This window comes from Mycobacterium sp. G7A2 (genome assembly GCF_041902445.1).
In the GTDB taxonomy this organism is placed as follows: Bacteria; Actinomycetota; Actinomycetes; order Mycobacteriales; family Mycobacteriaceae; genus Mycobacterium.
The window spans coordinates 2,307,191-2,333,016 of sequence record NZ_CP169251.1 but is presented as its reverse complement, the minus strand read 5'-3'; the positions used below and the strand labels follow the sequence as shown (position 1 = coordinate 2,333,016).

Here is a 25,826-nt window from a genome sequence, read left to right as displayed (position 1 = left end):
CAAAGACCGCGTTGACAAACGGAGGTTATCCACCGGCAAACGGGAGGTTATCCCCCGCGACACTGCCGTTTTCGATGAGCATGCTTTCCTCATGAACCTCGCACTGTCGATGAGCGAAAACCACTCGGGGACAACTGCGATGAGACGCCGAAACTTTCTGGGCGCTGCTGCCGCACTTGGTGTCGGCGCCGGGCTGTCCGCGTGCACCCCCAGATCCGGTGAACCCGCGACAGACATGCCGGACATCTCGCTGCGAGACCGGGATCTGCCGTTCATCGCCACGGAAGAGACCTACACCACCCGCGAGCTGATTGCCTTGAACGCGATCAACGCTGATCACGCGGAGTACCTCGAGGACACCGGCCTTGCCGACCTCGGAGCCGGCCGCATCGGCGCGATGGATGAGGCGGGTGTCGATGTCCAGATTCTCTCCGCGCACACCCCGGGCGTGCAGGATCTCGCCGGACAGCAGGGCAACGACTTCGCGTATCGCCTCAACAAGATGATCGCCGATGGCCCGATGACCGCCTATCCGGGGCGCTATGCGGCCTACGCCACGCTACCCCTGCAGGACCCCGAGGCATCTGCGGACGAATTGGAACGCGCTGTCCGCGAAGACGGCTTCGTCGGCGCCATGACCAATGGCTTCGTGGGCAGGAAGTTCCTCGACCACCAGGACTTCGAGCCCGTTCTGGCGCGTGCCGAGGCGCTTGATGTTCCGATATATCTGCACCCGGGTTACCCACCCACCGAAGTCTTCGATATCTACTATCGAATTGAGCGCGCAGGTTATAACGATGAGTACCAGGACTACATTTTCAGTGGTTCAGGGTATGGCTGGCACCAAGAAGTGCTCACTCAATGCCTTCGATTGATCATGACCGGGGTGTTCGACCGATTCCCCAGACTCCAGATGATCATCGGCCACATGGGAGAGGGACTCCCGTTTTATTACGAGCGAATCGTGGAAGATCTCGGCGAATCGACCGCGGGTTCGTTGAATAGGCCTGTCGGGCAATACTTCAGTGACAATTTCTGGTACACGACCAGCGCATTCTTCCAAGACGAACTGCTGCAGCTATTGCTGAAATACATCAGCGCGGATCGAGTGATGTTTGCCACCGATTACCCATTTGCCAACATGAAGGAAGGAACCGACTGGTTCAGGGCGGTGGATCTGCCACGCGAGACGAAAGAGAAAATCGCGTTTCGCAATGCCGAGAAATTGTTGGGGATAACGGTATAGCGCGTCTGCCCACAGGTCCGCTGCTAGCTCGACATCGACTCCCGCAGGCTGCGCGGGCGCATGTCGGTCCAGTTTTCCTCCACCCAGGCCAGGCAGTCTGCGCGATTGCTCTCGCCGTAGACGACCCGCCAGCCCGCGGGGACGTCGACGAACGTCGGCCACAGGCTGTGCTGCTCCTCGTCGTTGACCAGCACGTAGAACGTGGCGTTGTCGTCATCGAACGGGTTGGTGCTCATCGGTTCTCCTGGTGATCTCGTCGGCGTCGGCCCGTCGGGGGTAGCGGGCGCCCAGCACTCGGTCGGACAACAGGCCCAGGCAGCTGAGATTGGGAAAGCCTGGGCCCTGCATGAGCCCGGCCAGGCCGGGCAGGAACAGTTTTGGGGTCACGCCGGAGACCGCCAGGTCGACACCGATGGACTCCTCGAGCACATCCCCGGCCAGCGGCGCACCCAACCCGAGTTCGAGCAGATCGCGCGCCTGCTGGCGCAACAGCGGCGTGAACCACATCGCGTCGGCTCCAGATCCGTCGATGACCAGGTCGAAACCGTGTACGGTCTCTAGCGCCTCACCGCTGCGATTGCTGCTCAGCGTCAACCGGATTCGTTCGTCGCGCGCGACGGCGTGCGCGACGCGGCCGCGGAGATGACGGATCCGGTCGTCGGCCAGCAGCGCGTCCTGCACGCGCGCGGAGAACACCCCGCGGTCGGTGCGCGCGAACGCGTCCCGGCGCTCGGCGAGCGTCAGACTGGTCCAGTCTGTGGGGTCGGAGAACAACGTGTTCTCGAAGAATCCCTCGCCGCGGGTGAACAGCGTGACCTGTGGTGAGATGACCGTGATGGTCGAAACGCGATGGCGAAACAGCTCGTTGAGCATCGACGCCGCCGTCTCACCACCGCCGATCACCGCCACCCGGTCGGCGGCGATCAACTCACGACCGGCCGCACGGGACCAGAACTGGGCGATCGAGAGCACCCGCGGGTCGTGGGGCAGGATGCAGCGGTGCGCCTGGCCCGGGCCCGTGATCATCAGACCGTCGGCCTGCACTGTCTGCCGCGTCGTAGACAGTGCCCACCGGTCGTCGCGCACATCGACGCCGACGACCTCGTCGGCCAGCACCGTCATGCCGACGTTGTCGGCGACCCAACGCAGATAGCGACTCCATCCGGAGTGGGTCGGCGCCGGCCGGCCGCGATCCACCCACTCGGCGAACTGCGCGCTGGCGATCAGGTAGGCCTGCCAGCTGTGCCGGGTCATGCGCTCGTCGAGTTCGGCATTGCGACGCGGGACCAGCGTCGAGCGGTACGGAAACCCGACGTCCTTTTCCGGGCTGGTGCCCAGGCGGTGCTGGCCGTCGGTCCATCCGCCGACCGCCTGCCAGTTCGCGCCGACCCCGCTGCGCTCGATGACGACCACATCGGGGACGTCGACACCCATGGCGCGCAGCTCGGCGGCCTTGGCGGCCACCGCGATCGCCTTGGGACCGGCGCCGATCACCGCCAGGGTGGCGGTACCCGCGCCGCTCACAGCGCATCACCCAGCACCGTGACGGCCTGGCTCCACAGCTCACCGAGCCGATCGACCTCGGCCTCGCTGGTGAGCTGGTCACTCCAGCGCCAACTGGTCCGCAACTGTGGTCCGTCGGGGCCGGCGGCGACGACGCAGATGACGTCGAACGTGTAGCGCAGCGGGAGGTCCGGTTCCGCGGAGACGGGCAACTGGGCGTTGAGCGCGGCGTCGGTGAGCAGCGACCAATCAGCCCCGGACTTCTCGCCGCTGAGGTCGTGTCGTCCGATGTAGTTGAACTCCACCTGCGGTTCGGGCTGACCCGTGAAATCCCCGCGCAGATAACGCAACACTCCGTAGTCCAGCCCCCGGTTCGGTACCAGCGCGAGCTGGTCGGTGATCGAGCGCACGAGCGCGCGGGCGACCGCAGCATCCTCCGCCGAGCCGATGTCCACTGGCGCCTCCCCGGCGCCCAGCCGCACCGGATACACCGAGGTGAACCATCCGACGGTGGCCGAGGTGTCACAGGACTGACTGACCACGGCGTCCTCTCGGCCGTGGCCCTCCAGCGCGATCAGCGCCCCGTGGTGCGCGGGCTGGCCGCACTCGACCCGCCATGAGGTGAGGGTCAACGTCAGCGCCGCCAGCAGGAAATCGCGCACTTCGACACCTGCCCGATCGAGACGGTGCAGGATGGCCGCGGTGGCGCCGGCGTCGGTGACCACGTCGGTGAGACGGTGCGACGCCCAGGTGTCTCGGCTCGGATCGGGCCGTCGCGCCCCCAGCGGCGGGTCCGGCGCTTCAAGCTGACGGGCCCAGTACCCGAGCTGCTCGTCGAGTTCACCAGAACGGCTGCGCTCGGCGAGCATTCGTGTCCACTGGCGGTAGGTGGTGAACTCGGCGGCGAGCGCGGGTGTCCTGCCCGCTGTGACGTCGGCGGCGATTTCGGCGAGCGCACCGAGGATGACGTACCAGGACACCACGTCGGTGGCCAGGTGATGCACACACAGCAGCAACACCGACGGCTTCCCGCGGAACCACACCGCCTGCAGCATCGACCCGGCAGTCGGGTCGATGCGCTCCAGCGCCGCGACGGCCTCTGCGCCGGCGTGGTCGTGCGCTGAGCCGCCGACGACCGTGAGCACCTGGGCGGCCGGAACCGCTCCCGGGGCGCGGGTGACCAGCCGTTGTCCGTCCTGCAGCGTCGAGCGCAGCATGTCGTGGCGGTCCAGCAGGGCTTGCAGGATTTTCAGCATCTGCTCTTCGGTGAGTTCGTCGGGCACGCTGACGAGCACGTTCTGGGTGAACCGACGAAAGCTGCCGCACTCGAACATCCACCGCATGATCGGGGCGGGGTCGACCTCGCCGTAGCGGTCGTCGTCCAGCGGTGCCGGTGCCGACTCACCGCCAACACTGTCGGAGTTGTCGGAGTTGTTGATGGCGGCCGCCAGTTCCCGAATGGTGCTGCACTCCAGCATGAGTCGAGCGCGCATCTCGATCCCGCGGCGGCGGGCCTCCTGCACCAGGGTCAACGCGACGATGCTGTCCAACCCCATCTCCAGGAAGTCGTCGGTGACTCCCACCTCGTCGGCGCCGAGAACGGCGGCCAGCACGTCGGCGAGTGCCGATTCCGTCGCGGTGGCCGGCGACACCCCCGCCACCTCGGCACCCCCACCGGCACCGGCGATCTCGACCAGAGCGGCGTCGTCGATCTTGCCGTGCGAGGTCAGCGGCAGTGCGTCGACGACGACGAGCTGCTGGGGCACCATGTACCGGGGCAGCCGCGCCGACACCAACGCCCGCAACTCGTCGAGCGGCACGTCCTGCCCACCGCAGACGACGTAGCCGATCAGTCGCGCCTGCGCACCCCGGCGCGTCGCTGTCACGTATGCGTCGCGGACACCCGGATGGGTGCCCAGTACGGCGGCGATCTCGTCGGGCTCCACCCGGAAGCCGCGGATCTTGACCTGACTGTCGGCGCGGCCGAGGAACTGCAACCCGCCGTCGGGGCCACGCCGCACGATGTCGCCGGTGCGGTACATCCGCCGGCCCGCCCCGAAGGGGTCGGCGACGAACCGGGCCGAGGTCTCGGCGCCGCGCCCGAGGTAGCCGCGGGTCACCTGGTCGCCGGTCAGGTACAGCTCGCCGGCCACCCCGGCCGGGACCGGCCGCAGCCAGGCGTCCAGAACCCGCGCACCGACGGTCGCGGTGGGGAAGCCGATCGACGGCTCGGCGTGCGCATCGATGGCGGCGACCACCGACTCCACGGTCGTCTCGGTAGGCCCGTAACAGTTGAACGCCACCATGCCGGTGCGGGCGCACTCCTCCCCGATCAACCGCCACGTCGTCGCGCCGACGGCCTCCCCGCCGAGGGCGAGCACGGCCAGCGGCACGGTGCTGAGCAGACCGACGTCGCGCAACTGGGCGAACATCGACGGTGTGGTGTCGAGCATGTCGATGCCGAACCGACCGATCGTGAAGACCAACGCCTCTGCGTCGCGCTGACATTCGTCGCCGACGATGTGCACCGTGTGGCCGTCGAGCAGTGCGGCCAACGGTTGCCAGGCGGCGTCGAAGGTGAACGACCACGCGTGAGCCACCCGCAGCGGCCGTCCGAGCCGTGCCCGCGCCGGACGCAGGACGTGCTCGGCGTGATCGCCGGCGTAGGCGAGCAGAGCGCCGTGCGTCCCGATGACCCCTTTGGGCCTGCCGGTGGTCCCCGAGGTGAACACCACGTAGGCGGCCTGCGCCCCCGTCACCTCGGCGGGCCGGTAGTCCGCCGCCGGTTCGGCGGGCAGCGCGGCGATGAACGCGTCGTCGACGACGACGCGCGCCGCGGCCTGATCCAGGATGTCGGCGACCCGATCGGCGGGCATCGCGGGATCCAGCGGCACGATGACCGCACCCGCCTTCAACACGCCCAACATCGCCACGACGTAGTCGGGGCCGCGGGGCAGTGTGATCGCCACGGCGTCTTCGTCACCGACCCCGTGGGCGAGCAACGCCGAGGCCACCCGGTCAGCGGCCTCGTCGAGCTGGCGATATGTCATCCGTCCGGCGTCCCAGGTCAGCGCCACCGACCCGAGGCGCGCGGCGGCGACCTGGGTGAACCGCGTGTGCACCCCACCTCCGCCGACTGCCTCACCGGCGGCTGACGGCACCGGATCCTCGCCGGGGAGCAGGATGCCGACGTCGCGCAACGGCCGGTCCCAACAGCTGATCAGGCGCTGCGCGATGTGCAGCACCCGCCTGCCCGTCGTTTCGGGCTGCAGCTGACCCAGCGCCCCGTCGAGCACCTCGACGAACACGGTGAGCTGCTCGCCGGCCAGATGTGCGGCGAGCGTGACCGGAAAATGCGACAGACTCTCCAGCGCCGACGGCACGAATGTGGCGCCGTTGGCCGCGAATTCGCTGGCGCCGACCAGGCCTCCGGGCGGGAAGTTCTCGTAGACGAGCAGCGTGTCGAACAGCTCTCCGATACCGGCCATCGCCCGCAGGTCGGCGTGGCTGAGGTAGCTGTGGTCGCGCAGCCCGGCGGCTTCGCGCTGCAGCGCCAGACATTGGGTGCCCGTGCGGCCGGCGGGATCCAGGCGTACCCGCAGCGGAACGGTGTTGACGAACAATCCGACCATCCGCTCGACGCCGGCCAGCTCGCCCGGCCGCCCCGATACCGTCACCCCGAAGGTGACGTCGGTGCGGTCGGTGAGCACGGAAAGCACGCTGGCCCAGGCGAGCTGGATCAGGGTGTTGACGGTGACACCGCGGCTGCGCGCGCCTTCGGTCAGCTGGCGGGTGGACTCGGCGTCGAGTTTCACCTCGGTGAGCCGGGGCCGCCCGGGCGCCGGGGCGGACGACGTCAGCGCCGGGGTGAGCAGGGTCGGAGCGTCGATCCTGTCGAGGTGGCGGCGCCACAGTCGCCGGCCGGCCTCCTGGTCGCGGGCGGCCAGCCAGCCGATGTAGTCGCGGTAGGGCCGGGGCGGGTCGGGCAGCGCGGCGGGGTCACCACCGGCCCGGTACAGCGTCAGCAGCTCCCCCATGAACAGCGGCAGCGACCAGCCGTCGATGAGGATGTGGTGTGCGGTGACGACCAGCCGCCACCGCTGAGGTGTCTCGATCAGCAGGAACCGGATCACCGGTCCGCGGGTCAGATCGAACGGCGCACTGCGCTCAGCGGTTTCGACGGCCACCGCCTCGTCGTCGGAGTCGACGCGGACCTGCCGCCACGGCAGCTCGGCACGGCTCGGGATGATCTGCACGGCTCGGCTGAGGTCCCCCTGGACGAAGCTGGCGCGCAGGTTCGCATGCCGCGTCAACAGCTGTTCAGCGCAGCGGCGCAGCAGGTCCACCTGCAGGTCGCCGGTCGCGTCGACGGCCATCGCGATGACGTAGGGATCGGTGCGCGCCACCCCGCCCTCGGTGAGCGTGGCCATCGAGAACAGCCCCTGCTGCAGCGGGCTCAGGGCCAGCACATCTTCGATGGCCGGTGCGCTGGGGCGTGCGTCGGTCTGGGTCATCGCGGCGCCTCCGGTCCCCCACCGCTCCACGACGCCGTCAGCGCGGCCAGTTCCCGCTCCGACAGGCCCGAGGCCGACATCGGTTCGTGGTGTACGTCGTCGGGTTGGGGGTCGGCGACCGGGCCCGAGTCCAGCGCGGCGGCCAGCTCGGCCAGCGCGGGATGCTCGAAGACCATGCGGGCGGTCAGGTCCAGACCCGCGTCGCGGGCTCGGGCGGCCAGCTGCACGGCCAGCACACTGTCTCCGCCGAGACCGAAGAAGTCGTCGTGACGGCCGACGTCCTCGGCGCCGAGCAGTTCGGTCAGCAACGCGGCCAGGGCGTGCTCGGTCGCGGTGCGGGGCTCCTCCCATTCGGTCGCCGGCGCGCTCGTCACCACGTCGGCGTCGCCGGGCACGGTCGCCGCGACGAGGTGAAGACGGCCGTCGTCGTCCCACCGGCCCCGGTCCCCGGTGCGGTACAACCGCGCTCCGTCGCGCGAGCTGAGCGGGTCGGCGACCAGCTTGTCGCCCGTGAACACGGTGCCGCCGAGATAGACGTCACCGAGTACGCCGACCGGGACGGGTGCCAGTGCGTCATCGAGCACGTACACCCGGTTCGCGCCGGCGGCCCAGTCGGTCACGATCCGCTGCTTCTCTTCGGCGGTGATGATCTCGACGTCGCCGAGCCGGCGGTCAGGATGCTCGGCGAACGCGGTGACGATGCGGTCCAGCCAGCCGGCGAGGCGTTCGATGGTGGCGCGGTCGTACAGTTCGGGCCGGTAGATGACGTGGCCGCGGTACCCGGCCCCTGTGTCGGCGTGTGCGTCGGCGGCGAAGAAGTTCAGCGACAGGTCGGCCTGGGCCATGTCGAAGCTGGGTTCCAGCGCCGTGAACGACGTCCGGTCGTCGATCATCTGCTGCTGGGGAAGTTGTTCGCGCACATGCACGACCACCTGGAACAGCGGGTTGCGTGCCAGCGAGCGCGGCGGATTGACGACCTCGACCACCTGCTCGAACGGCACGTCGGCGTTCGAGTATGCCGACAGGGCCATCTCGCGGGCCCGCACCAGGATCTCGCGCAACGTGGGGTTGCCGCGCAGATCGTTACGCAGCACGACGAAGTTGACGAAGAAGCCGACCAGTTCTGCCAGCTCGGCCTCCGACCGTCCCGCCACCGGTGTTCCCATCGGGATGTCCGAACCGCCACCGGCTTTGGCCAGCACCACGGCGACCGCCGCCTGCAGCGCCATGAACTCGGTGATGCCGAGGTCGCGGCACAGCTGCGCCAGCGCGGCCCTGGTCGATGCCGTGATGGTGAACTCGACCGCGTCACCGGTGCCGCTGGGCAACCGGGGCCGTGGATGGTCCAGCGGCAGGCCGGATTCGATGGGGGCGTCGGCCAACTGGCCGGCCCAGTATTCGCGTTGCGGGGCGACGATACCTGCCTGGTCGCTGAGCAGCTGCGCCTGCCAGGCACCGTAGTCGATGTACTGGACCGGCAGCGGCGCCCAATCCGGCTGGTGTCCAGCGCTTCTGCCACGGTAGGCGGTCACCAGGTCGGTGAACAGCACGCCGCCGGACCAGTGGTCACCGGCGATGTGGTGGATCACCAGTGACACCACCAGTTCCGGGCCGCGCTCACCCTCGACGCCGAGCACCGCAGCGCGGATAGGCCAGTCCTGTTCCAGGTCGAAGGCGTAGCGCTGTTCGCGGGCCAACTCGCCACGCAGCCAGTCCTCACCGTCACCGCGGGCCCGCCGCACCACGAAGTGCGGTGTCATGTCGTTGACGACTTGATAAGGCGTGCCGTCGATCTCCCGGTAGGTCGTGCGTAGGATCGCGTGCCGCTCGACGACATCGTGAAGAGCCGCCACCAGTGCGTCGACGTCGCACGGGCCCGACAGCCTTGCGGCGAACGGGATGTTGTTGACGGGGTTGGCGCCTTCGATGCGGTAGCCGAACCACGACCGCAACTGCGACGACGACAGCGGCGCCGGACCGTCCTGAGGCTGCGCCACCAGCCGTGGTCGGGCGTCGCGATCGTCCGCGGCGAGAGAGTCGATGTGTTCGGCGAGCTGTGCCACGGTGTCGAGCTCGAAGATGTCACGCACACCGACGTCGGCCCCGCACCGGGCGCGGACCTCGGCGACCAGCTTGGTGGCCAGCAGTGAGTGCCCACCCAGGTCGAAGAACGAGTCGTCGGCGCCCACCTGGTCGTGGCCGAGCAGTTCGGCGAACAGCTGCGCGACCTGCGTCTCGGTGCCGTCGGCGGGCTCGCGGAACTCGCTGGCGGCCAGGATCTCCGGTTCCGGCAGCCCGGCGCGGTCGATCTTGCCGTGCGCGGTGATCGGGATCTCGTCGACCACCACGTAGGCGGCGGGAGTCATGTACTCCGGCAGCGCTGCGGCCACCCGGGCTCGGATCCGGTCGACGTCGACAGCTGAGCCGTCGGCCGGGGTCAGGTAGCCGACCAGGCTCTTGCCCAGGCCGGGCAGGTCACTGACCACGACGACGGCCTGGCCGACGCTGGGGTCCACGGTGATCGCCGCCGCGACATCGCCCAACTCGATCCGGAAACCTCGGATCTTGACCTGTTCGTCGGCACGGCCGACGAACTCCACGTCACCGTCGGCGTTGCGCCGCGCGAGGTCGCCGGTCCGGTACAGCCTGGCCCCGGGGGTGAACGGGTCGGCGACGAAGCGTTCGGCGGTCAGCCCCGGGCGACGGTGGTAACCGTGGGCGAGATGGGTTCCGCCGATGTAGATTTCGCCGATCGATCCGGGCGGAACCGGGCGCAGCGCATCGTCGAGAAGGTGGATGGCCGTGTTGATCTTGGGCTTGCCGATCGGCACGATCCGGGTGCCCTGACGGCCCTCGACCTTGTACCGGGTGGCGTTGATGACGGTTTCGGTGGGGCCGTAGAAGTTGTGCAACAGTGCGTCGAACGTGGCGTGGAATTTGTCGGCGACCTCCCCGGGCAGGGCCTCACCGCCGATCGGCACCCGTTGCAGCGTGCGCCACTGGTTCACGCCGGGCAGCGACAGGAAAAGCCCGAGCAGCGACGGCACGAAATGCATGGCGGTGATGCCCTCGTCGCGCAACAGGTCGGTCAGGTAGCCGATGTCGCGCAACCCGTCGGGGCGGTGGATCACCAGCCGGGCGCCGCACGCCAAGGTGCCGAACACCTCGGCGATCGACACGTCGAAGCTCGGTGAGGCCACCTGCAGCAACCGGTCTGCGGCGTCGACCTGGTAGTCGTGTTTGAACCAGACGAAGTACTCCGCGACGGGCCGGTGCGGGACCGGCACCCCCTTGGGCAGTCCGGTGGAGCCGGAGGTGTAGATCAGGTAGGCGGTGTTGGCCGGGCACAGCGGGCGCACCCGGTCGGCGTCGGTCGGGTTGTGGGTGGGCAGATCCTCGATCCCTGTGACCGGCTCGCGCACCGCCAGCTTCGCGTCGCAGTCACCCAGGATGAAGTCCAGCCGATCCTGGGGGTAGGTCGGGTCGATCGGCAGGTACACCGCGCCGGCCTTGAGCACACCCAGTGCGGTGACGACCAGCTCCGGCGACTTGTCCAGCAGGACCGCGACGCGGTCTTCGGTACCGATCTCGTGCGAGATGAGCCAGTGCGCGACCTGATTGGCTTGCTCGTTGAGCTCACGATAGCTGTAATGGCGGCCCTCGTAGACGACGGCGGTGGCCTCCGGGGTGCGCGCCGCCTGGGCTTCGACGAGGTCGACGATCGTGGCGGGCGCGGTGTCGAAGGCCGGACCATGGGTCATCTCGCGCAACCATTCCCGGTCCGCGTCACTCATCAGATCCAGCTCGCGCAGCGAGCTGTCCGGTCGCGCGAGCGCGCTGTCGAGCAGCACCAGATAGTGGTCGATGAGCTGCTCGGCGAGCTGCGGCTCGATGATCTCGACAAGGTACTCGAGTTCGACCACGATCTCGTCGGCGCTGAACTCGACCATGATGCCCAGTGGCAGGTGGGTCAGATGGGCCCGCAGGTCGGCGCGTTCGCAACTCACCCCGGGTGGGGTGAAACCGTACCGGTCGGTGCCGCGGAATCCGAAGCTGACCCGCGTCATCCGCTCGGCGCCGTGCCGCCGGTCGGGGTTGAGCTCGCGAACCATGCGATCCAGCCCGACCCGCTGGTGGGCGAACGCCCCGATGGCGGTGTCCCTGCTCTGATCCAGCAGTTCGGTGAAGGTCATCGCCGCCTGTGGTCGCAGGCGCAGAGCCACGGTGTTGCCGAAATATCCGATGACGTCCTCGGTGTCGGCGGTCCGGTTGAGCACCGGGGTCGCGACCAGGAAGTCGTCGACGTGGCTGTAGCGGTGCACCAGGGTGCCGAACACGGCGAGCAGCACCGTGTAGGGCGTGGCGCCGGCATCGGCGGCCATCGCGCTCACCCGCGCCGCGACGTCGGCACCGAGGTGCCGCGTGGCGCGTCGGGAGCGCCAACTGGTGGGCACCGCCGAACCTGTCGGCCCCGGCAGCTCGAGGGGCTCGGGCGGGTCGGCCATCACCGCGCGCCAGTACGCCACGTCGGCGTCGTCGTTCACCGGGGGCGGCGCCCAGGCCCGGCCCGGTGCGAGCGGGTCGCCCTGATAGGCGCGCGTGAGGTCGGCGAAGAACACCTCCCAGGAACCGTCGTCCCAGGCGATGTGGTGGGCGACCAGCAGCAGGACGAGTTCCGTGGCGCTGATGCGAATCACGCTGATCCGAAGCGGTGATTCCGCGTTCAGGTCGAACGGTGCGCTGAATTCCCGCTGGGCCAGCACTTCGAGACGTAGCCGGCGGGCCCGCTCGGACAGTTCGGACAGGTCGTGTTCCGCCCAGCCGGGCCGCAGATCCGGTTGCACGGTCGGCACCGGCAGGCCGGTCGAACCGTCGTCGGCGCTCGCGGTGCGGTACGTGGTGCGCAACACCGGGTGCCGGACCGCGACCGCGTCGACGGCCTCGTGCAGCCGATCGGTGTCGACCGCACCGGTGATGCGATAGGACAGGCACACATTCAGCAGGGCACGGCTGGGATCGGCGGCGTGCACGAACCACATCCGCAGCTGGCCTTCGGACATGGCCGGCGCGTCGTCGACGGGCGCCGGTGTGGCGGTGAGGCCGCGCTCGTCGAGCCTGCGGCGCAGCAGCTCCAACCGCCGCTCGGTGAGCTGGGCTCGGGTGTCGATGTCAGTCACGCGAGGGGTTCACTTTCTTCGATCGCAGCGATCAGGTCGGTGCCGGTGATGCCACCGAGCAGGGTGGCCAACGGAACGGTGTGTCCGGTCAGCTTTTTCAGGCGCTTGCGCAAGTCCAGCGCCAGCAGTGAGTCCACGCCCAGGTCGAACAGCGTGGCGTCGAGGTCCAGCGATGTCGCGTCGACGTCGAGGACGAGGGCCAGTTGGCTGCGCACCGCCGCCGGGGCGGCCATCACCGAGTCGTCGGCGGTCGACGGCGCGGCGAGCTCGCCTCGGGTCTCGGTGTCGGCGCCGAACAGGATTCGGAGCCGCTCGCGGTCGGCCCGCAGGATCAGCGGATCACGCGGATACTCCGCGAGGCTGGCCTCGACCGCCCGCTCGGGGTCCATCGGCTTCAACCCGGCGCGTTCGACTCGGGCGGTTTCGGCGGCGTCGATGACGCCGGCACCCTCCCACAGTCCCCACCGCACCGAGACACAGTGGTGTCCGTCGGCTCTCAGCCGCGACGCCATCGCGTCCAGCAGGCGGTTGGCCGCCGCGTAACCGGCGGTTCCTTGACCGCCCCAGACGCCGATTACCGAGGAACACAACAGCATCGGTGCACCGCGACGTATCGGCCAGGTGCGGACGAATCGCTCCAGACCGGTGACCTTCGCCGCGGTCATGTCGGCCAGCGCGGCGCCGGTGACCCGGGCCCGCGGCGCGAAGGATGCGCTGCCCGCGGCGTGGATCACCAGCGTCGCCCCGGTGCCGGCGCACGCGTCGGCCGCGGCAGCGAGTTGCGCCGTGTCGGTGATGTCGCACGGTGGTGCGTCGATGTGGGATCCGTGTGCGGACAGTTCCGCGACGGCGGCCGCCTCGAGACCGTGGCGGCTCAGCAACGTGATGCGAGCGGCGCCGTGCGCGGCCAGGTACCTGGCGTAACTCAACCCGATCGCGCCGGAACCGCCGGTGATGACCACATGATCGAGCAGGGCGTCGGTCAGCTCCCATGATCGGGCAGCCGAGATGTCCTCGCCCAGGGCCCGTCGATACCACCGCGCCGGTTCGCCGCGCAGCGCGATCTCCCCGGACCCGGTCAGGATCGCCTCGGCCACAGCCGGATCGGCGGCCGAAGCGGCATCGGGGAGGTCGAGATGATGGAAGGCCTGATCGGGATGCTCGAACCCGATGCTGCGATGCATCGCGGCCAGCGCCGCCTGGGCAGGTTCGGCCGGCAGGTCGGCCGCCGTCACCGTCTCCGCCGCTGTCGTGACCAGCCACACGGCCCGGCACCGGGGTCCGATCTGGTCGGCGTAGTTGAGCAGCCCGGAGTCGATGCGGTCGGCAAGCGCCGCAATCGGGTCGTGACCCGCCCAGGTGGGCGCCACCACGACCAGGATGTCGGCCTCCGACGGGCCGGTGAGACCCGCGCCCGGGTGCTCGGTGAGGGTCGCCCGCAGGATCCGCGCCTGCAGGGACGACACGTCGAGGTCCAGGACGGCCACCGACGCGGTGGCCTCACCCGGGCGGGTGTCCGGCCGGGGCTGCCATGTCTCGCTGGTGACGGTGAGCTGCGCGACAGGTTCGAGCGGGGCGGCCGTGGCCCAGAGATGGTCGGCGCGCATGGGCGCCCCAGGAAAGCCCCGCAACGATTCCGGCGCCGCGGCGAGCAGGTCGGCCCACCGGTAGGCGGGGTCGGCGACGGCAGCCGCGACGATGCCGGCGGACAGCTGCTCGGCGACCGGCTCGTCGCGGCGGCCCGAGCCCACCAGCACCGAGTCGGAACTCCGGGCCTGATCGAATGCGTCCTCGATCGCGAACAACAGCGCCGGGTGCGCGGACATCTCCACAAACGACCCTGCGCCGTGCGCGATGACTGCCTGAGCTGCGCGATCGAAGCGAATGGTGTTGCGCAGGTTGGCATACCAGTAGTCCGCGAAGTCGGTGCCGGTGGTGACGACGGTTCCGGTGGCCGATCCGACGAACTGCACCGGCGACTCGGTGAACGCCGAGCCGGCCAGCGCGCGCATCAGTGCGTCGCGTTGACCGTCCATCGCGCTGGTGTGGGCCGGGAAGCTCATCGCCAGCTCGCGGGCGAACAGCCCGCGACCCGCGACAGCGGCGGCGATGGCCGCGATCGCGCTGCTCTCCCCCGCCACCGCGACCGAACGGGACGCGTTGACGGCCGAAAGTTCCAGCCAGCCAGGGGTGGCCGCGATCAATCCGTCGACGTCGGCGGGGTCGACACCCAGCACCGCGACGCCGTGTCGCCCGGGTATGGCGGCGATCGCGCGGGCCCGCGCGGCCAGCACTGCCACCGCGTCGCCTAGGGTGATCGCGCCCGCAACGTAGGCAGCGGCGACCTCGCCGAGGCTGTGCCCGACCGTGAGGTCGGGCACGAGACCGACGGAGCGCCACACCGCGGCCAGCGCGACGGCGTGAACGAACTGGGCGCTGTGCAGTTCCTGCTGCGACACCGTCGCGGTCTCGGCCGGTGTGGTCAGAAACGGCAGGGCCGAAGGCATTCCACCCCGCTGCAGGACGACGTCGAGCCGATCGGCTTCGGCGCGGTAGGCCGGCAGGTGGTCGTAGGCGTCAGCGCCCATGGACGGCCATTGGCCACCCTGCCCGGGGAACACGAACGCCGCCCGGGCGCGTTCCCGCCGGGACGACCGCGCGATCAACGGGTGCTCGTATCCGTCGGCCAGCGCGCGCAGTCCGTCGGTCAGCTCGGCTCGGTCGGCAGCACGCAGTACCGCGCGATACCGCCGGACTCGGCGGGTGGCGGTCAGCTGCGCGGCGACCTGGGCGACCTCGCACGGTGTCCGGTCGAGGTAGTCGAGAGCGGCGCGCGCGTCGGTGGCGATCAGGTTCTCGTCGTGGGCGCTGAGGACGACGGGCACCCGGCCGTCGGGCAGCCGGCTGACTCCCATCAAGCCGCCCTGCCTTGCCCCGGGGCGCCCTCTCCCCCGGTGTCGGGCACCTCGACGACGACGTGGGTGTTGGTGCCGCTCATCCCGAATGCCGATACGGCGCCGATACGAGTTCCGTCTCGCGCCGGCCACGTAGTGGACTTCGCGGCCAGTCGCAGAGCGGTGTTCTCCCAGTCGATTTCACTGCTGCGGTCGTCGACGTGCAGGGTGGCCGGCACGGTACCATGCCGGGCGGCCAGCAGCACCTTGGCCAGGCCGAGCGCGCCCGCCGCAGCCTGGGTGTGTCCGACGTTGGACTTGACCGAACCCAGCAGCGGTCCACGGCCCGGGGCGCCCGCGCCGTAGGTGGCCGCCAGCGAGGTCAACTCGGTGCGATCACCGAGTCGGGTGCCGGTGCCGTGGCCTTCGACCATGCCGATGTCTTCGGGACCGGTACCGGCGGTGTGCAGGGCGCGCCGGAACAGCCGGATCTGCGCCTCGCGGCTCGGTGCGGTCAGACCCACCGACCGTCCGTCGGAATTCGCGACGCTCGCCCGCACCTCGGCCAGGACCGGGCGGCGGTCCCGCAGTGCGGCCGACTTGCGTTGCAGCACGAATATCCCGGCGCCCTCGGCCCACACGGTGCCGCTGGCGTGCGCGCTGTACGGGCGGCAATGGCCGTCGTCGGACAACGCGTGCTGCTTGGAGAACTCGACGAAGTATCCGGGTGCACCCATCACGCACACCCCACCGGCCAGTGCGACGTCACAGTCGCCGGCACGCAGTCCCTGCACCGCCAGGTGTACCGCCGACAGCGCCGACGAGCAGGACGTGTCGACGGTCATCGCGGGACCGGCGAGTGCCAGCGTGTAGGCGATCCGACCGGAGATGACAGCCAGCGAGGTGCCGGTGATCAGATGCCCACTGTGCTCGGAGAACTCGGCCATGTCCGGCCCGTAGCGCATGTCCGACGCTCCGATGTAACAGCCGACCTCATGTCCGGCGATGTCGTCGGGGTTGATGCCGGCGTCCTCGAGCGCACGCCAGGTCACCCGCAACGCGACCCGCTGCTGGGGATCCATGGCGACCGCCTCGCGCCGCGAGATGCCGAAGAACTCGGGATCGAAGGTGGCGGCGCCGCTGAGGAATCCGCCGAGGTTGTGGATGGGCTTGAATCCGTCTCGGCGTGATCCGTCCAGCAGAGCCCGGATCGACCAGCCGCGATCGTCGGGGAACGGGCCCAGCGCTTCCCGCTCGTCGCACAGCAGCCGCCAGTAGTCGTGGGTGCTGTCCACTCCGCCCGGGGCCTCGACCGCCATCCCGACGATCACCACCGGATCATCGGTCATGTGCAACTCACCAGTTCGGCGACCTCCTCGAGGTGGCCGTCGACATAGAAGTGGCCACCGTCGAACATGGTCAGCGTGAAGACACCGTCGGTGTGGCATTCCCACGCGCGCAACAGATCCGGCTCGACACGATGGTCGCTGAGACCGCCGACGGCGTGGATGTCGGCGGCGACCCGCACCTCGCGGCCGCACGTGTAGCGGTTGAATGCCTGGTAGTCGGACCGCACCGCGGGCAACAGCAGCTCCAGGAAGTCCTCGTCGTCGAGGAGGCTGGCGTCGGTGCCGCCGAGGTCGACGATATCGGCGAGCAGTCCGCTGTCGGTGGTGGGCACCGGACGAGACCCTGCGACCGTGGCGGGCGCCTGACTGGCCGAGGCCCACAGCTCACGGACAGCGACGCCGCGCTGTTCGGCAAGCCGGGCGAACTCGAACCCGACCAGAGCGCCCATGCAATGGCCGAACAGCCGTAGCGGACCCAGGCCTGCCCAGTCCGCCGCGTCGAGCATGTCACGAGCCAGGTCGGTCACCGACTCGGCGGGCGGGTCGGTGAGTCGTTCACCGCGCTGCGGGTACTGCATGATGAAGGTGTCGACGCCGTGGGCCGCCAACGCGCGCGCGAAGTTGCGGTATGCGGCGGCGGCTCCGCCGGCGTGCGGGAACACGATGGTCGCCGTACCGGGTTCTCCCGGGAACCGCTTGATCCACGGCGCGAGATCCAGTTGCTGCGGCTCGCCGATCATCGCGCGGATTCCAGCGCCGCGATCACGTCGGCGTTCTCCATCTCCGCCACCTCCAGATACAGCGCGGCGACCTCGCTCAACCTGCTGTTGTTCGGCTCGTTGGCGCTCATCCGCGCGGCCAGCGCGGACACGGTGCGAGTCGCGAAGATGTCGGCGACCATCACCGACGGGGTGTCCAGCCAGGTGCGAATCCGCGCCACCACCTGGGTGGCCAGGACGGAATCGCCTCCCACCGAGAAGAAGTCGTCGTCGGCGCCGATGCTGTCGCGGCCGAGGACCTCGCCGACGATGCTGCTCAGCGCAGACTCCAGCGGGGTGGCCGGGGCACGGTAGCCGGCCACGGTGGCGAGGACATCGGCGTTTCTCAGCTCGCGGGCGACCGCGGCCCGGTCGATCTTGCCTCCGACGGTGAAGGGGATGCGTGGCGCGCACACGATGATCTGGGGCACCATGTGCGGTGGCACCAGATCGGCGAGTTCGTCGGCGATGTGGCGCGGCTCGGCAGCGGCGCACACCAGAGCGGCCAGCACGTCGCGCCCGTCGGTGGGCACCACCGCGGCGACCGCGGCGTCCACCCCGTCGATGCGGCGCAGCGCGGATTCCACATCCCCGAGTTCGACGCGGTAGCCGCTGATCTTGATCCGGTGGTCGGCACGTCCGACGAATTCGATGACGCCGCCGGGCCGGTAGCGCACCAGGTCGCCGGTGCGGTACCACCGGCGGCCGGCATGCTCGACGAATCGTTGGGCCGTGAGGTCGGGGCGGGCGCAGTAGCCGCGAGCGATGCCGCGACCACCCACCCACAATTCGCCGGGAACCCAGTCGGGGCAGTCCTGACCGTCGGGACCCACCACGCGGCACTCGTTGTTGGGCAACGGCACGCCCAGAGGAACGGAGGACCAGTCGGCGGGGATCTCTCGGACGTCGCAGACGGTGTTGTGGGTGGCCGTTTCGGTGGCCCCGCCCAGACCCGCGAAAAGCATGTGCGGGGCGCGTTCTCGCAACGCGCGCACCATCTGTGGGCGCACCCAGTCACCCCCGGTCGGCACCACCCGCACCGACGAGAGGTCGCCGGGGACCTCGATCAGCATCTCCAGCCAGCCGGGCATGAAGTGCAGCACGGTCACCCGGTTGGCCTCGATGAGTCGAGCCCAGGTGTCCGGGTCGCGTCGGTGCGCCTCGTCGACCACGACGAGAGATCCGCCGGCGCGCAGCATCGCGAACACGTCGAGCACCGACAGGTCGCATTCCAGCGTCGACAGTGCCAGGCACCGGTCCTGCGGTCCGATCTCGAAGTGGGCGTTGATGAACTCGACGGTGTTCATCGCCGCCGAGTGCGTCATCTCCACACCTTTGGGCTCACCGGTGGAACCCGAGGTGAACAAGATGTAGGCCAGGCCGTCGGGCTCGGCTGCCGCGGGTTCGAAACCGGCTTCGTGGCGGCCGACGCGCCGCGCTTCAGTCACGGTCAGCGCCGGTAAGCCGGTTGGGGGCTGGTCGCCGCACACGAGAGCCATCCGGACCCCGGCGCCGGTCAGCATCCGTGCGGCACGCTCGTCCGGATGATCGATGCCGACCGGCACGTACAAGGCGCCGGCAGCCAGGATGGCGAGCAGCGCTGTCACCTGTTCGGCACCCTTGGGCCCCATGACCGCGACGGCGTCGCCGGGCCGCACACCGGCCACGGTCAAGCCGGCGGCGACCTCGAGCACCTGCTCACGAAGCTGGCCGTAGGTGAGGTCACCGGCACTGCTGTACACGGCCGGCGAGTCGGGCTGCAGCTGTGCCCGGCGGAAGAACCCGTCGTGCAGCGCTTCGCCGCTGCGAGGCGCCTGCACCGCGTTCACCGCGTCGCGGGCAGTCTGTTGTTCCCGCGTGACGGCGGGCTGGTCCGCCGTCTCCCAGGCGGTGTCGTCGTCGGCCAGCCGCTTCAGTTCAGCAAGGTGGTGGGCGAACATGGCGTCGGCGACGCCGGGCCGGAAGGCATCCTCGCGCACATCCCAGTTGATCATCAAGCCCTCGGCCACCGGCGTGGCCTGAGCGTCGATCAGCACCTGGGGGCCTTGAGAAATCGTCCACACCGGCCTGCCGAACTGCTCGGTCACCTCGCCGGCGAACAGATCACCGAGACCGAGGGCGCTGGTGTAGACGATCGGCGCCAGAACCGGGGTGCCGTGGTGGCGAGTCAGGTCACGCAGCACCGACAGACCCGAGTAGTGCGAGTGTGCCGCCGAAACATGCAGTGCCCGCTGCAGAACCCGGCCGCGGGCCGCGGGAGTGGTGGCATCGGTGAGGTCGACGTCGAGCATCAGCGATGACGTGAAGTCCCCCACCAGCTTGTCGACGTCGGCGTGGAACTGCTCACGGCCGAACATCGGCAGGTTCAGCAGGAACCGCCGGTTCGTCGACCAGCGCGCCAGTGTGCCGGCATAGGACGCGGCCACGGCCATCGCCGGGGTGATCCCCCGCCGGTGCGCCGCGGCGAACAACGCGTCGCGGGTCTCGACATCGAAGATGTGCCAGCGCCGAGTGCCGCGACGTGGGTCGGCCTGTTCGTCACGCGGAACCAGCGGCAGCGCGGGGCCTTCCGGCAGATCCGGGATTCGTTCGGCCCACCACCGGCGGTCAGCGTCTGACTGGGAGTTGTCGGCCGTGACCTCTGCTCGGTACTGGCGGTAGGTGTAGCCGAGCTCTGGCAGCGTTCCGCCGTCGTAGAACACCGCGAGATCTGACATGAAGTTGCGGTAGCTGACCGCGTCGGCGGCCTGCATGTCCAGGTCGACGTGCAGCCTGGTGCTGCCGTCGGGAAGCAGCGACAGCGACAGTTCGAGGACCTCGTCCACCAACATCTGATGCGATTTGGCGTCGCGGATCTCGTCGAGGCGTCGCTGAGCCGCCGCGAGGTCGAGGTCGCGCAGGTCGAAGACGGTGACCGGCAGGCTGCGATCGCCGACGCGCTGCGTCCCGTCGGGCAGGATCTCCACCCTCAGCATGGGGTGGCGCCGGGCCAGCCGCGCCGCGGCATCCCGCAGCCGCTCGGGATCGACTCCTACACCGTCGAATTCGACATAGAGGTGGGCAGCCACGCCCCCCAGCTGCTGATCGTCGTTGCGGCCCACCCACAGAGCGTGCTGGATCGGCGCCAGCGGGAAGGGTTCGTTGTCCTCGGCCTGATCGTTGCAGGAACTCGAGCCGTCAGCGCCCGGGTTCCCGGTGGTACCGGTCGGCGCCGTGCCGGTCGGTGCGGTGGCGTCGTGAGCGGCGACGAGGTCCGCCCACGCAGCTACGGTCGGGTTGGCGGCCAGATCGGCGAACCCGACGGAGATGCCCTGCCGGCGCCAACGCCCCGACAGCGACATCATCCGGATGGAGTCCAGGCCGGACGCGATCAGATCGGCATGCGGATCCAGCTCGTCCGCACTCATGCCGAGCAGTTCGGCGACTTCGTCTCGAACCGTCTGCGCTCTCGTCACCGCCACACCCACAAAGCCTCCAGCGTTAAGTCAGGCTGCCCTAACTTTGTGGAGGCTACCCTATATTCGGTTCACCGAACACTTCTACCCCGAGCGGACGATTTCACCAGATGAGCACCGGATTCCTGGCTGACCAGGGCAAACCACATGGACACGCGTCCGCTGACCTGCTGACGGGTTTCGTGCCCTTCCCGGAGGACCGCGCCCAGGCTTACCGGGAGGCCGGCTGCTGGACGGGCCGGCCACTGGATTCGATTCTGACCGACGCCTCCGCGCAGTGGCCGGACCGCACCGCCATCGTCGACTCCGCGACCTCGTACTCCTTCGCGGAGTTGGCGGCCGTGGCGGATCGGGTCGCCGCGGGGCTGGCGGAGCTCGGCATCGCCGAAGGCGACCGGGTGATGGTGCAGCTGCCCAACTCCTGCCAGTTCGCGGTGGCGCTGTTCGGGCTGCTGCGCGCCGGGGCGGTGCCGGTGATGTGCCTGCCGGGGCATCGCACGGCCGAACTCGGACATTTCGCCGAGGTCAGCGGCGCGGTCGCGCTGATCGTCGCCGACAAGGTGGGCGGTTTCGACTACCGCGACATGGCCGCCACGCTCGTCGCCGGGCATCCTGCCCTGCGCCACGTCATCGTCGACGGCGACTCCGCGGACTTCGTGCCGTGGTCCTCACTCGTCGAGCATCCGGGTGAGCCCGCCGACCGTCAGCCCGTCGACCCGAACAGCCCTGCGCTGCTACTCGTTTCCGGCGGCACCACCGGCTTACCGAAGCTGATCGCCCGCACCCACGACGACTACCTCTACAACGCCCGCACGTGCGCGCAGACCTGCGAGATGACCGCTCAGGACGTCTATCTCGTCGCACTGCCGGCCGGTCACAACTTCCCCCTGGCGTGCCCGGGCCTGCTGGGCTCGATGACGGTGGGTGCGACGACGGTGTTCACCGCCGACCCCAGCCCCGAATCCGCCTTCGCGCTGATCGACAAGCACTCGGTCACCGTCACCGGCCTGGTGAACGCGTTGGCCAAATTGTGGGCTCAGGCCTGCGACTGGGAACCGGTGCTGCCGACGTCGCTGCGCTACGTCCAGGTCGGCGGCTCCCGCATGAGCCCCGAGGACGCGCGCTTCATTCTCGACAGGCTCACGCCCGGCATGGCCCAGATCTTCGGCATGGCCGAAGGAATGCTCAACTTCACCCGACCCGGCGATCCGCTCGACGTCGTCGTCCACACCCAGGGGCGACCGATGTCGCCGGCCGACGAGATGCGCGTCGTCGACGACAACGGCGACGAGGTGGCGCCCGGTGAAGAAGGCGAACTGCTGGTGCGGGGGCCCTACACACTCAATGGGTACTACCGCGCCGACGATGCCAACGCGCGGTCCTTCTCGCCGGACGGCTTCTACCGCACCGGCGACCGGGTGCGGATCTTCGACCGCGGACCGAGAGCCGGGTATGTCGAAGTCACCGGACGGATCAAGGACGTCATCCACCGCGGCGGCGAGACGGTGTCGGCGACCGACCTGGAGGACCATCTGCACACCCATCCGCAGATCTACAGCGCGGCTGCGGTGGCACTGCCCGACGAGTACCTCGGTGAGAAGATCTGCGCGGCGGTCGTTTTCCGCGGACGCCCGATCACGCTGACCGAACTGAACGCCTTCCTCGACGAGCGGGGCGTGTCGGCGCACACGCGCCCCGACGCCCTCGTCGCGATGCCCGCATTGCCGACCACCGCGGTCGGGAAGGTGGACAAGAAGCAGGTCGTCGCCCGGTTGATGGCGGGCAAAAACGGCTAGTTGTAAGGCATGGCGGACACACTCGACCAGAGAGACCACTGGGAAGTCGACCGCGAGTTCACCCTCCCGCATTTCGGAGACCTGGTCACAGACGGCCGGGTCGAGCACGCCACCGACGACGTCGAGACGGCCTACTTCGACACTGCCGAGCGCGACCTGCACGCCTTCGGCATGACTGTGACCCGGCGGGTGGCCGACGATGCCGAATGGGTGTTGACCATGCCCGGTAGCAGCGCGACGTTGCGCTTCGCGGATTCGACGTCGGTACCCGAGGAACTGGCGACGATCACCCATGGAGTCAACGCAGGACGGGACCTGGCGCACATCGCCACGATCCGCACGCTCCGCGACCGCTACCTGGTCAGCGACGCCGAGGGCGGGTCGCGATTCGAGATCGACGACGACGAACTGCGCGCTTCGCTCGGGGACCGGCTGCTGGCTTGGCGGGAGGTGCACGCCGCCCCTGCGCCGGCGCGGTTGCGGGAGCGGCTGTCGGAAGCGGGAGCGCGCCGGTCGACCGAGCCGCCGCGGGTGGACCGCTTGCTGGCCGGTGACGCCGAGCGCGACGCGGTGGCTGTGGCAGCCGGTGCGCAGGCGCTCGACCGCTATGTGGCAGCGCAGGTCGACGAGATCGTGCGCGGCGACATCGAGTTGCGGCGCGGGCATGATCCGATCCACGACACCCGCGTGGCGATTCGTCGGCTGCGCAGCACGATCCGAGTCTTCGACGAACTCGTCGACGTCTTCGCCGAGGACGATGTCGCCGACGTCGAAGCCGACCTCAAATGGTTCGCCGGGGTGCTCGGCGACGTCCGTGACTGCCAGGTCCAGCAGGAGCGGCTCGGTGCCGCACTCGACGAGCTGCCCGAGGAGCTGATCCTCGGCCCGGTCCGCGCGCGACTCCGCAACGACCTCATGGCCGTGGAACTGCCCGCCCGCGAGGCGGTCGACGAGGCCATGAGGTCACCGCGGTACGCAAAGATGATGTCGCACCTCCAGGTCTGGCGTCGCCGGGCGCCGTTTCACCACTGGATCGAGGCGGCGGCGGTGCGCAGGCTCGCGAACAAGGCGCAGCGCAAGGCACGGCGTCGTCTCACCACCGCGCTGGAGGCCGACGACGCGGAGCTGCTGCACCGGGCGCGTAAGGCAGCCAAGCGGGCCCGTTACGCCGCCGAGCTCATGGAGCCGATCGATGCCAAGGCGGCCAAACGAGAGCGCAAGCACTTCAAGCACATTCAGAGTGTGCTCGGCGACCACCAGGACACTGTGGTGGCGATGGCGTGGCTGCGGCGAATCGGTGTCGCCGCCGGGACCACAGACGGTGAGAACGGCTTCACATTCGGTCTGCTGTACGGCCGCGAGCAGGCGTTGGGCGCTGAATGCCGACGCGCGGTTCAGAAACTCGAGTAGTTCGCTCCTCAGAAATCTCTTTTGTCACTGTGGTTTCTGTGGTCACATCCGCGGGCGGACCTGTCGGGGTGTCGAACTAGTGTTCGATGCATGAGTGAAGTAGGCAGCGCAGTCGCCGCGATCCGCGACGGCATCGCCGAGCTGGCCGCCGCACCCATCGACACTCTCACTCACCCCGAACTGATCGCCCTGCTCAACGACATCAAAACCCTGAGCTGGTCCCTACCCGCGGTCCAACACCCCATCCTGGCCCGGCTGATGACCGAAACCGAACCCCAAACCCTGGGCGCCAAATCCTGGGAGGAAATCCTCACCATCGCCCTGCGCCTGTCCAAAACCGAAGCCACCCGCACCATCCGCGACACCCACATGCTCGGCCCCCGCCGCTCCCTCGACGGCCAACCCCTCCCCCCCACACTGGAATCACGTCGCCGCCGCCCAAGCCCAGGGCCGCATCGGACCCGCCCACCTGGACACCATCGCCGAGTTCTTCCGCACCCTGCCCCACTGGATCGACGTCGGCACCCGCGCCGACGCCGAAACCCAACTCGCCCGCTCGGCCTGCGGGCTCGACCCCGACCAACTCCGCCAAGCCGCCCAACGACTCGCCCTGACCCTCGACCCCGACGGCCCCGTGCCCGACGAGAAAGAACAACACCGCAAACGCGGCCTGACCATCGGACGCCAACAACCCGACGGGATGAGCAGAATCTCGGGCTACCTCACCCCCGAAGCCCGCGCCTGCTGGGACGCCCTCGCCGCCAAACTCGCCGCCCCCGGCACCCCCCACCCCGACCACAACCCCAGCAACAGCCACCCCGCCGACACCGACACCGAGACCAGCACCACCGGCAGCACCGGCAGCAGCGGCAGCAGCGGCAGCAGCGGCAGCAGCAGCAGCGGCAGCAGCGGCAGCAGCCCGCAGGAACCGACAAATGGACAGGCCGGCGCCAACACCCATCCCGGCGAGGCCCCTGCCGGCGCCAGCGACCACGCCGCCGAGACACCGACGGGCCCTCAGACCCGCAACGACACCCGCAGCACCGCCCAACGCAACCACGACGCCTTCCTGGCCATGACCCGCATGCTGTTGTCCTCCAACCAACTCGGCACCCACAACGGGCTGCCCGTCACCGTCATCGTCTCCACCACCCTGCAAGAACTCAGCCGTGCCGCCGGCGTCGACATCACCGGCACCGGACCACGCCTGGGAGGCCGCACCACCCACGCCGTCACCGCCGGCGGCACCCTGCTACCCATGGCCGACCTCATCAGGATGGCCACCCCCGCCCACCACTACCTGGCCATCTACGACCAACACACCAACGAAGCGCTCTACCTCGGCCGCACCAAACGCCTCGCCACCCCCGCCCAACGCATCGTGCTGCTCAACCGCGACCGCGGCTGCACCCGCCCCGGCTGCACCACCCCCGGCTACCACACCCAAGCCCACCACGCCGTCGCCGACTGGAACAACAACGGCCACACCAACATCAACGACCTCACCCTCGCCTGCGGCCCCGACAACCGCGCCGCCACCCACGGCGGCTGGACCACCCGCAAACGCCCCGACGGCCGCACCGAATGGCACCCACCCCCAGCCCTCGACACCGGCCAAACCCGCATCAACAACTACCACCACCCCGAGCGCTACCTCATCCCCGACGAAGGCGCGGGAAACGACGACGGGCGAGCAGACAGCGAAGACGAGGACGTTCCCTAGC

General features: G+C 69.4%; 12 protein-coding genes. 4 read left to right on the top strand and 8 right to left on the bottom strand.

The window, feature by feature from the left end; genetic code table 11:
- Positions 1-91 precede the first annotated feature (91 nt).
- Entirely contained in the window at positions 92-1,246 is a 1,155-nt protein-coding gene (locus tag ACEWX3_RS11260) for an amidohydrolase family protein (protein ID WP_374159449.1), read from the top strand.
- 23 nt (positions 1,247-1,269) lie between these two features.
- On the opposite strand, the gene ACEWX3_RS11255 is transcribed toward ACEWX3_RS11260, so the two are convergent.
- Genes ACEWX3_RS11255 through ACEWX3_RS11220 form a run of 8 tightly spaced genes read right to left on the bottom strand, consistent with a single transcriptional unit; the run spans position 1,270 to position 20,848 of the window.
- A complete protein-coding gene (locus ACEWX3_RS11255; protein WP_374159448.1) occupies positions 1,270-1,482 on the bottom strand; it encodes an MbtH family protein in 213 nt (70 codons plus the stop codon).
- Positions 1,460-2,770: an NADPH-dependent L-lysine N(6)-monooxygenase MbtG gene (gene mbtG / locus ACEWX3_RS11250; RefSeq protein ID WP_374159447.1), complete on the bottom strand. Its 1,311-nt coding sequence runs from the start codon at positions 2,768-2,770 to the stop codon at positions 1,460-1,462. Before mbtG ends, ACEWX3_RS11255 begins: the two co-directional genes overlap by 23 nt.
- The gene (locus ACEWX3_RS11245) at positions 2,767-7,263 is read right to left on the bottom strand and encodes an amino acid adenylation domain-containing protein (protein WP_374159446.1); all 4,497 of its coding nucleotides are present in this window, start codon (positions 7,261-7,263) and stop codon (positions 2,767-2,769) included. Before ACEWX3_RS11245 ends, mbtG begins: the two co-directional genes overlap by 4 nt.
- Positions 7,260-12,440 carry an amino acid adenylation domain-containing protein gene (locus tag ACEWX3_RS11240; RefSeq protein WP_374159445.1) on the bottom strand — a complete coding sequence of 1,727 codons (5,181 nt, stop codon included), beginning with the start codon at positions 12,438-12,440 and terminating at the stop codon, positions 7,260-7,262. Before ACEWX3_RS11240 ends, ACEWX3_RS11245 begins: the two co-directional genes overlap by 4 nt.
- On the bottom strand, positions 12,437-15,355 hold the full coding sequence (gene mbtD, locus ACEWX3_RS11235; RefSeq protein WP_374159444.1) for a mycobactin polyketide synthase MbtD: 2,919 nt from the start codon (positions 15,353-15,355) through the stop codon (positions 12,437-12,439). Before mbtD ends, ACEWX3_RS11240 begins: the two co-directional genes overlap by 4 nt.
- A complete protein-coding gene (locus ACEWX3_RS11230; protein WP_374159443.1) occupies positions 15,355-16,683 on the bottom strand; it encodes a polyketide synthase in 1,329 nt (442 codons plus the stop codon). The genes mbtD and ACEWX3_RS11230 overlap by 1 nt, the downstream gene beginning before the upstream one ends.
- Positions 16,680-17,423, bottom strand: coding sequence for a thioesterase II family protein (locus tag ACEWX3_RS11225; protein ID WP_374159442.1), 744 nt, complete (start codon positions 17,421-17,423; stop codon positions 16,680-16,682). The genes ACEWX3_RS11230 and ACEWX3_RS11225 overlap by 4 nt, the downstream gene beginning before the upstream one ends.
- Positions 17,420-20,848 carry an amino acid adenylation domain-containing protein gene (locus ACEWX3_RS11220; RefSeq protein ID WP_374159838.1) on the bottom strand — a complete coding sequence of 1,143 codons (3,429 nt, stop codon included), beginning with the start codon at positions 20,846-20,848 and terminating at the stop codon, positions 17,420-17,422. Before ACEWX3_RS11220 ends, ACEWX3_RS11225 begins: the two co-directional genes overlap by 4 nt.
- A gap of 158 nt (positions 20,849-21,006) precedes the next feature.
- Between ACEWX3_RS11220 and ACEWX3_RS11215 the strand changes: the two genes are divergently transcribed.
- The 3 genes from ACEWX3_RS11215 (at position 21,007) to ACEWX3_RS11205 (ending at position 25,825) form a co-directional block, all read left to right on the top strand.
- On the top strand, positions 21,007-22,692 hold the full coding sequence (locus ACEWX3_RS11215; RefSeq protein ID WP_374159441.1) for a (2,3-dihydroxybenzoyl)adenylate synthase: 1,686 nt from the start codon (positions 21,007-21,009) through the stop codon (positions 22,690-22,692).
- 9 nt (positions 22,693-22,701) lie between these two features.
- The gene (locus tag ACEWX3_RS11210) at positions 22,702-24,102 is read left to right on the top strand and encodes a CHAD domain-containing protein (RefSeq protein WP_374159440.1); all 1,401 of its coding nucleotides are present in this window, start codon (positions 22,702-22,704) and stop codon (positions 24,100-24,102) included.
- A gap of 454 nt (positions 24,103-24,556) precedes the next feature.
- Positions 24,557-25,825: a DUF222 domain-containing protein gene (locus tag ACEWX3_RS11205; RefSeq protein WP_374159837.1), complete on the top strand. Its 1,269-nt coding sequence runs from the start codon at positions 24,557-24,559 to the stop codon at positions 25,823-25,825.
- The last annotated feature ends 1 nt before the right edge of the window (position 25,826 follow it).

Bases quoted from the DNA above. Each gene is read 5' to 3' on its own strand.
- ACEWX3_RS11215 (WP_374159441.1), top strand. From the start codon at position 21,007: ATGAGCACCGGATTCCTGGCTGACCAGGGCAAACCACATGGACACGCG.
- ACEWX3_RS11210 (WP_374159440.1), top strand. From the start codon at position 22,702: ATGGCGGACACACTCGACCAGAGAGACCACTGGGAAGTCGACCGCGAG.
- ACEWX3_RS11230 (WP_374159443.1), bottom strand. From the start codon at position 16,683: ATGACCGATGATCCGGTGGTGATCGTCGGGATGGCGGTCGAGGCCCCG.
- ACEWX3_RS11245 (WP_374159446.1), bottom strand. From the start codon at position 7,263: ATGACCCAGACCGACGCACGCCCCAGCGCACCGGCCATCGAAGATGTG.
- ACEWX3_RS11220 (WP_374159838.1), bottom strand. From the start codon at position 20,848: ATGAGTGCGGACGAGCTGGATCCGCATGCCGATCTGATCGCGTCCGGC.
- ACEWX3_RS11255 (WP_374159448.1), bottom strand. From the start codon at position 1,482: ATGAGCACCAACCCGTTCGATGACGACAACGCCACGTTCTACGTGCTG.
- ACEWX3_RS11225 (WP_374159442.1), bottom strand. From the start codon at position 17,423: ATGATCGGCGAGCCGCAGCAACTGGATCTCGCGCCGTGGATCAAGCGG.
- ACEWX3_RS11260 (WP_374159449.1), top strand. From the start codon at position 92: ATGAACCTCGCACTGTCGATGAGCGAAAACCACTCGGGGACAACTGCG.
- mbtD (WP_374159444.1), bottom strand. From the start codon at position 15,355: ATGGGAGTCAGCCGGCTGCCCGACGGCCGGGTGCCCGTCGTCCTCAGC.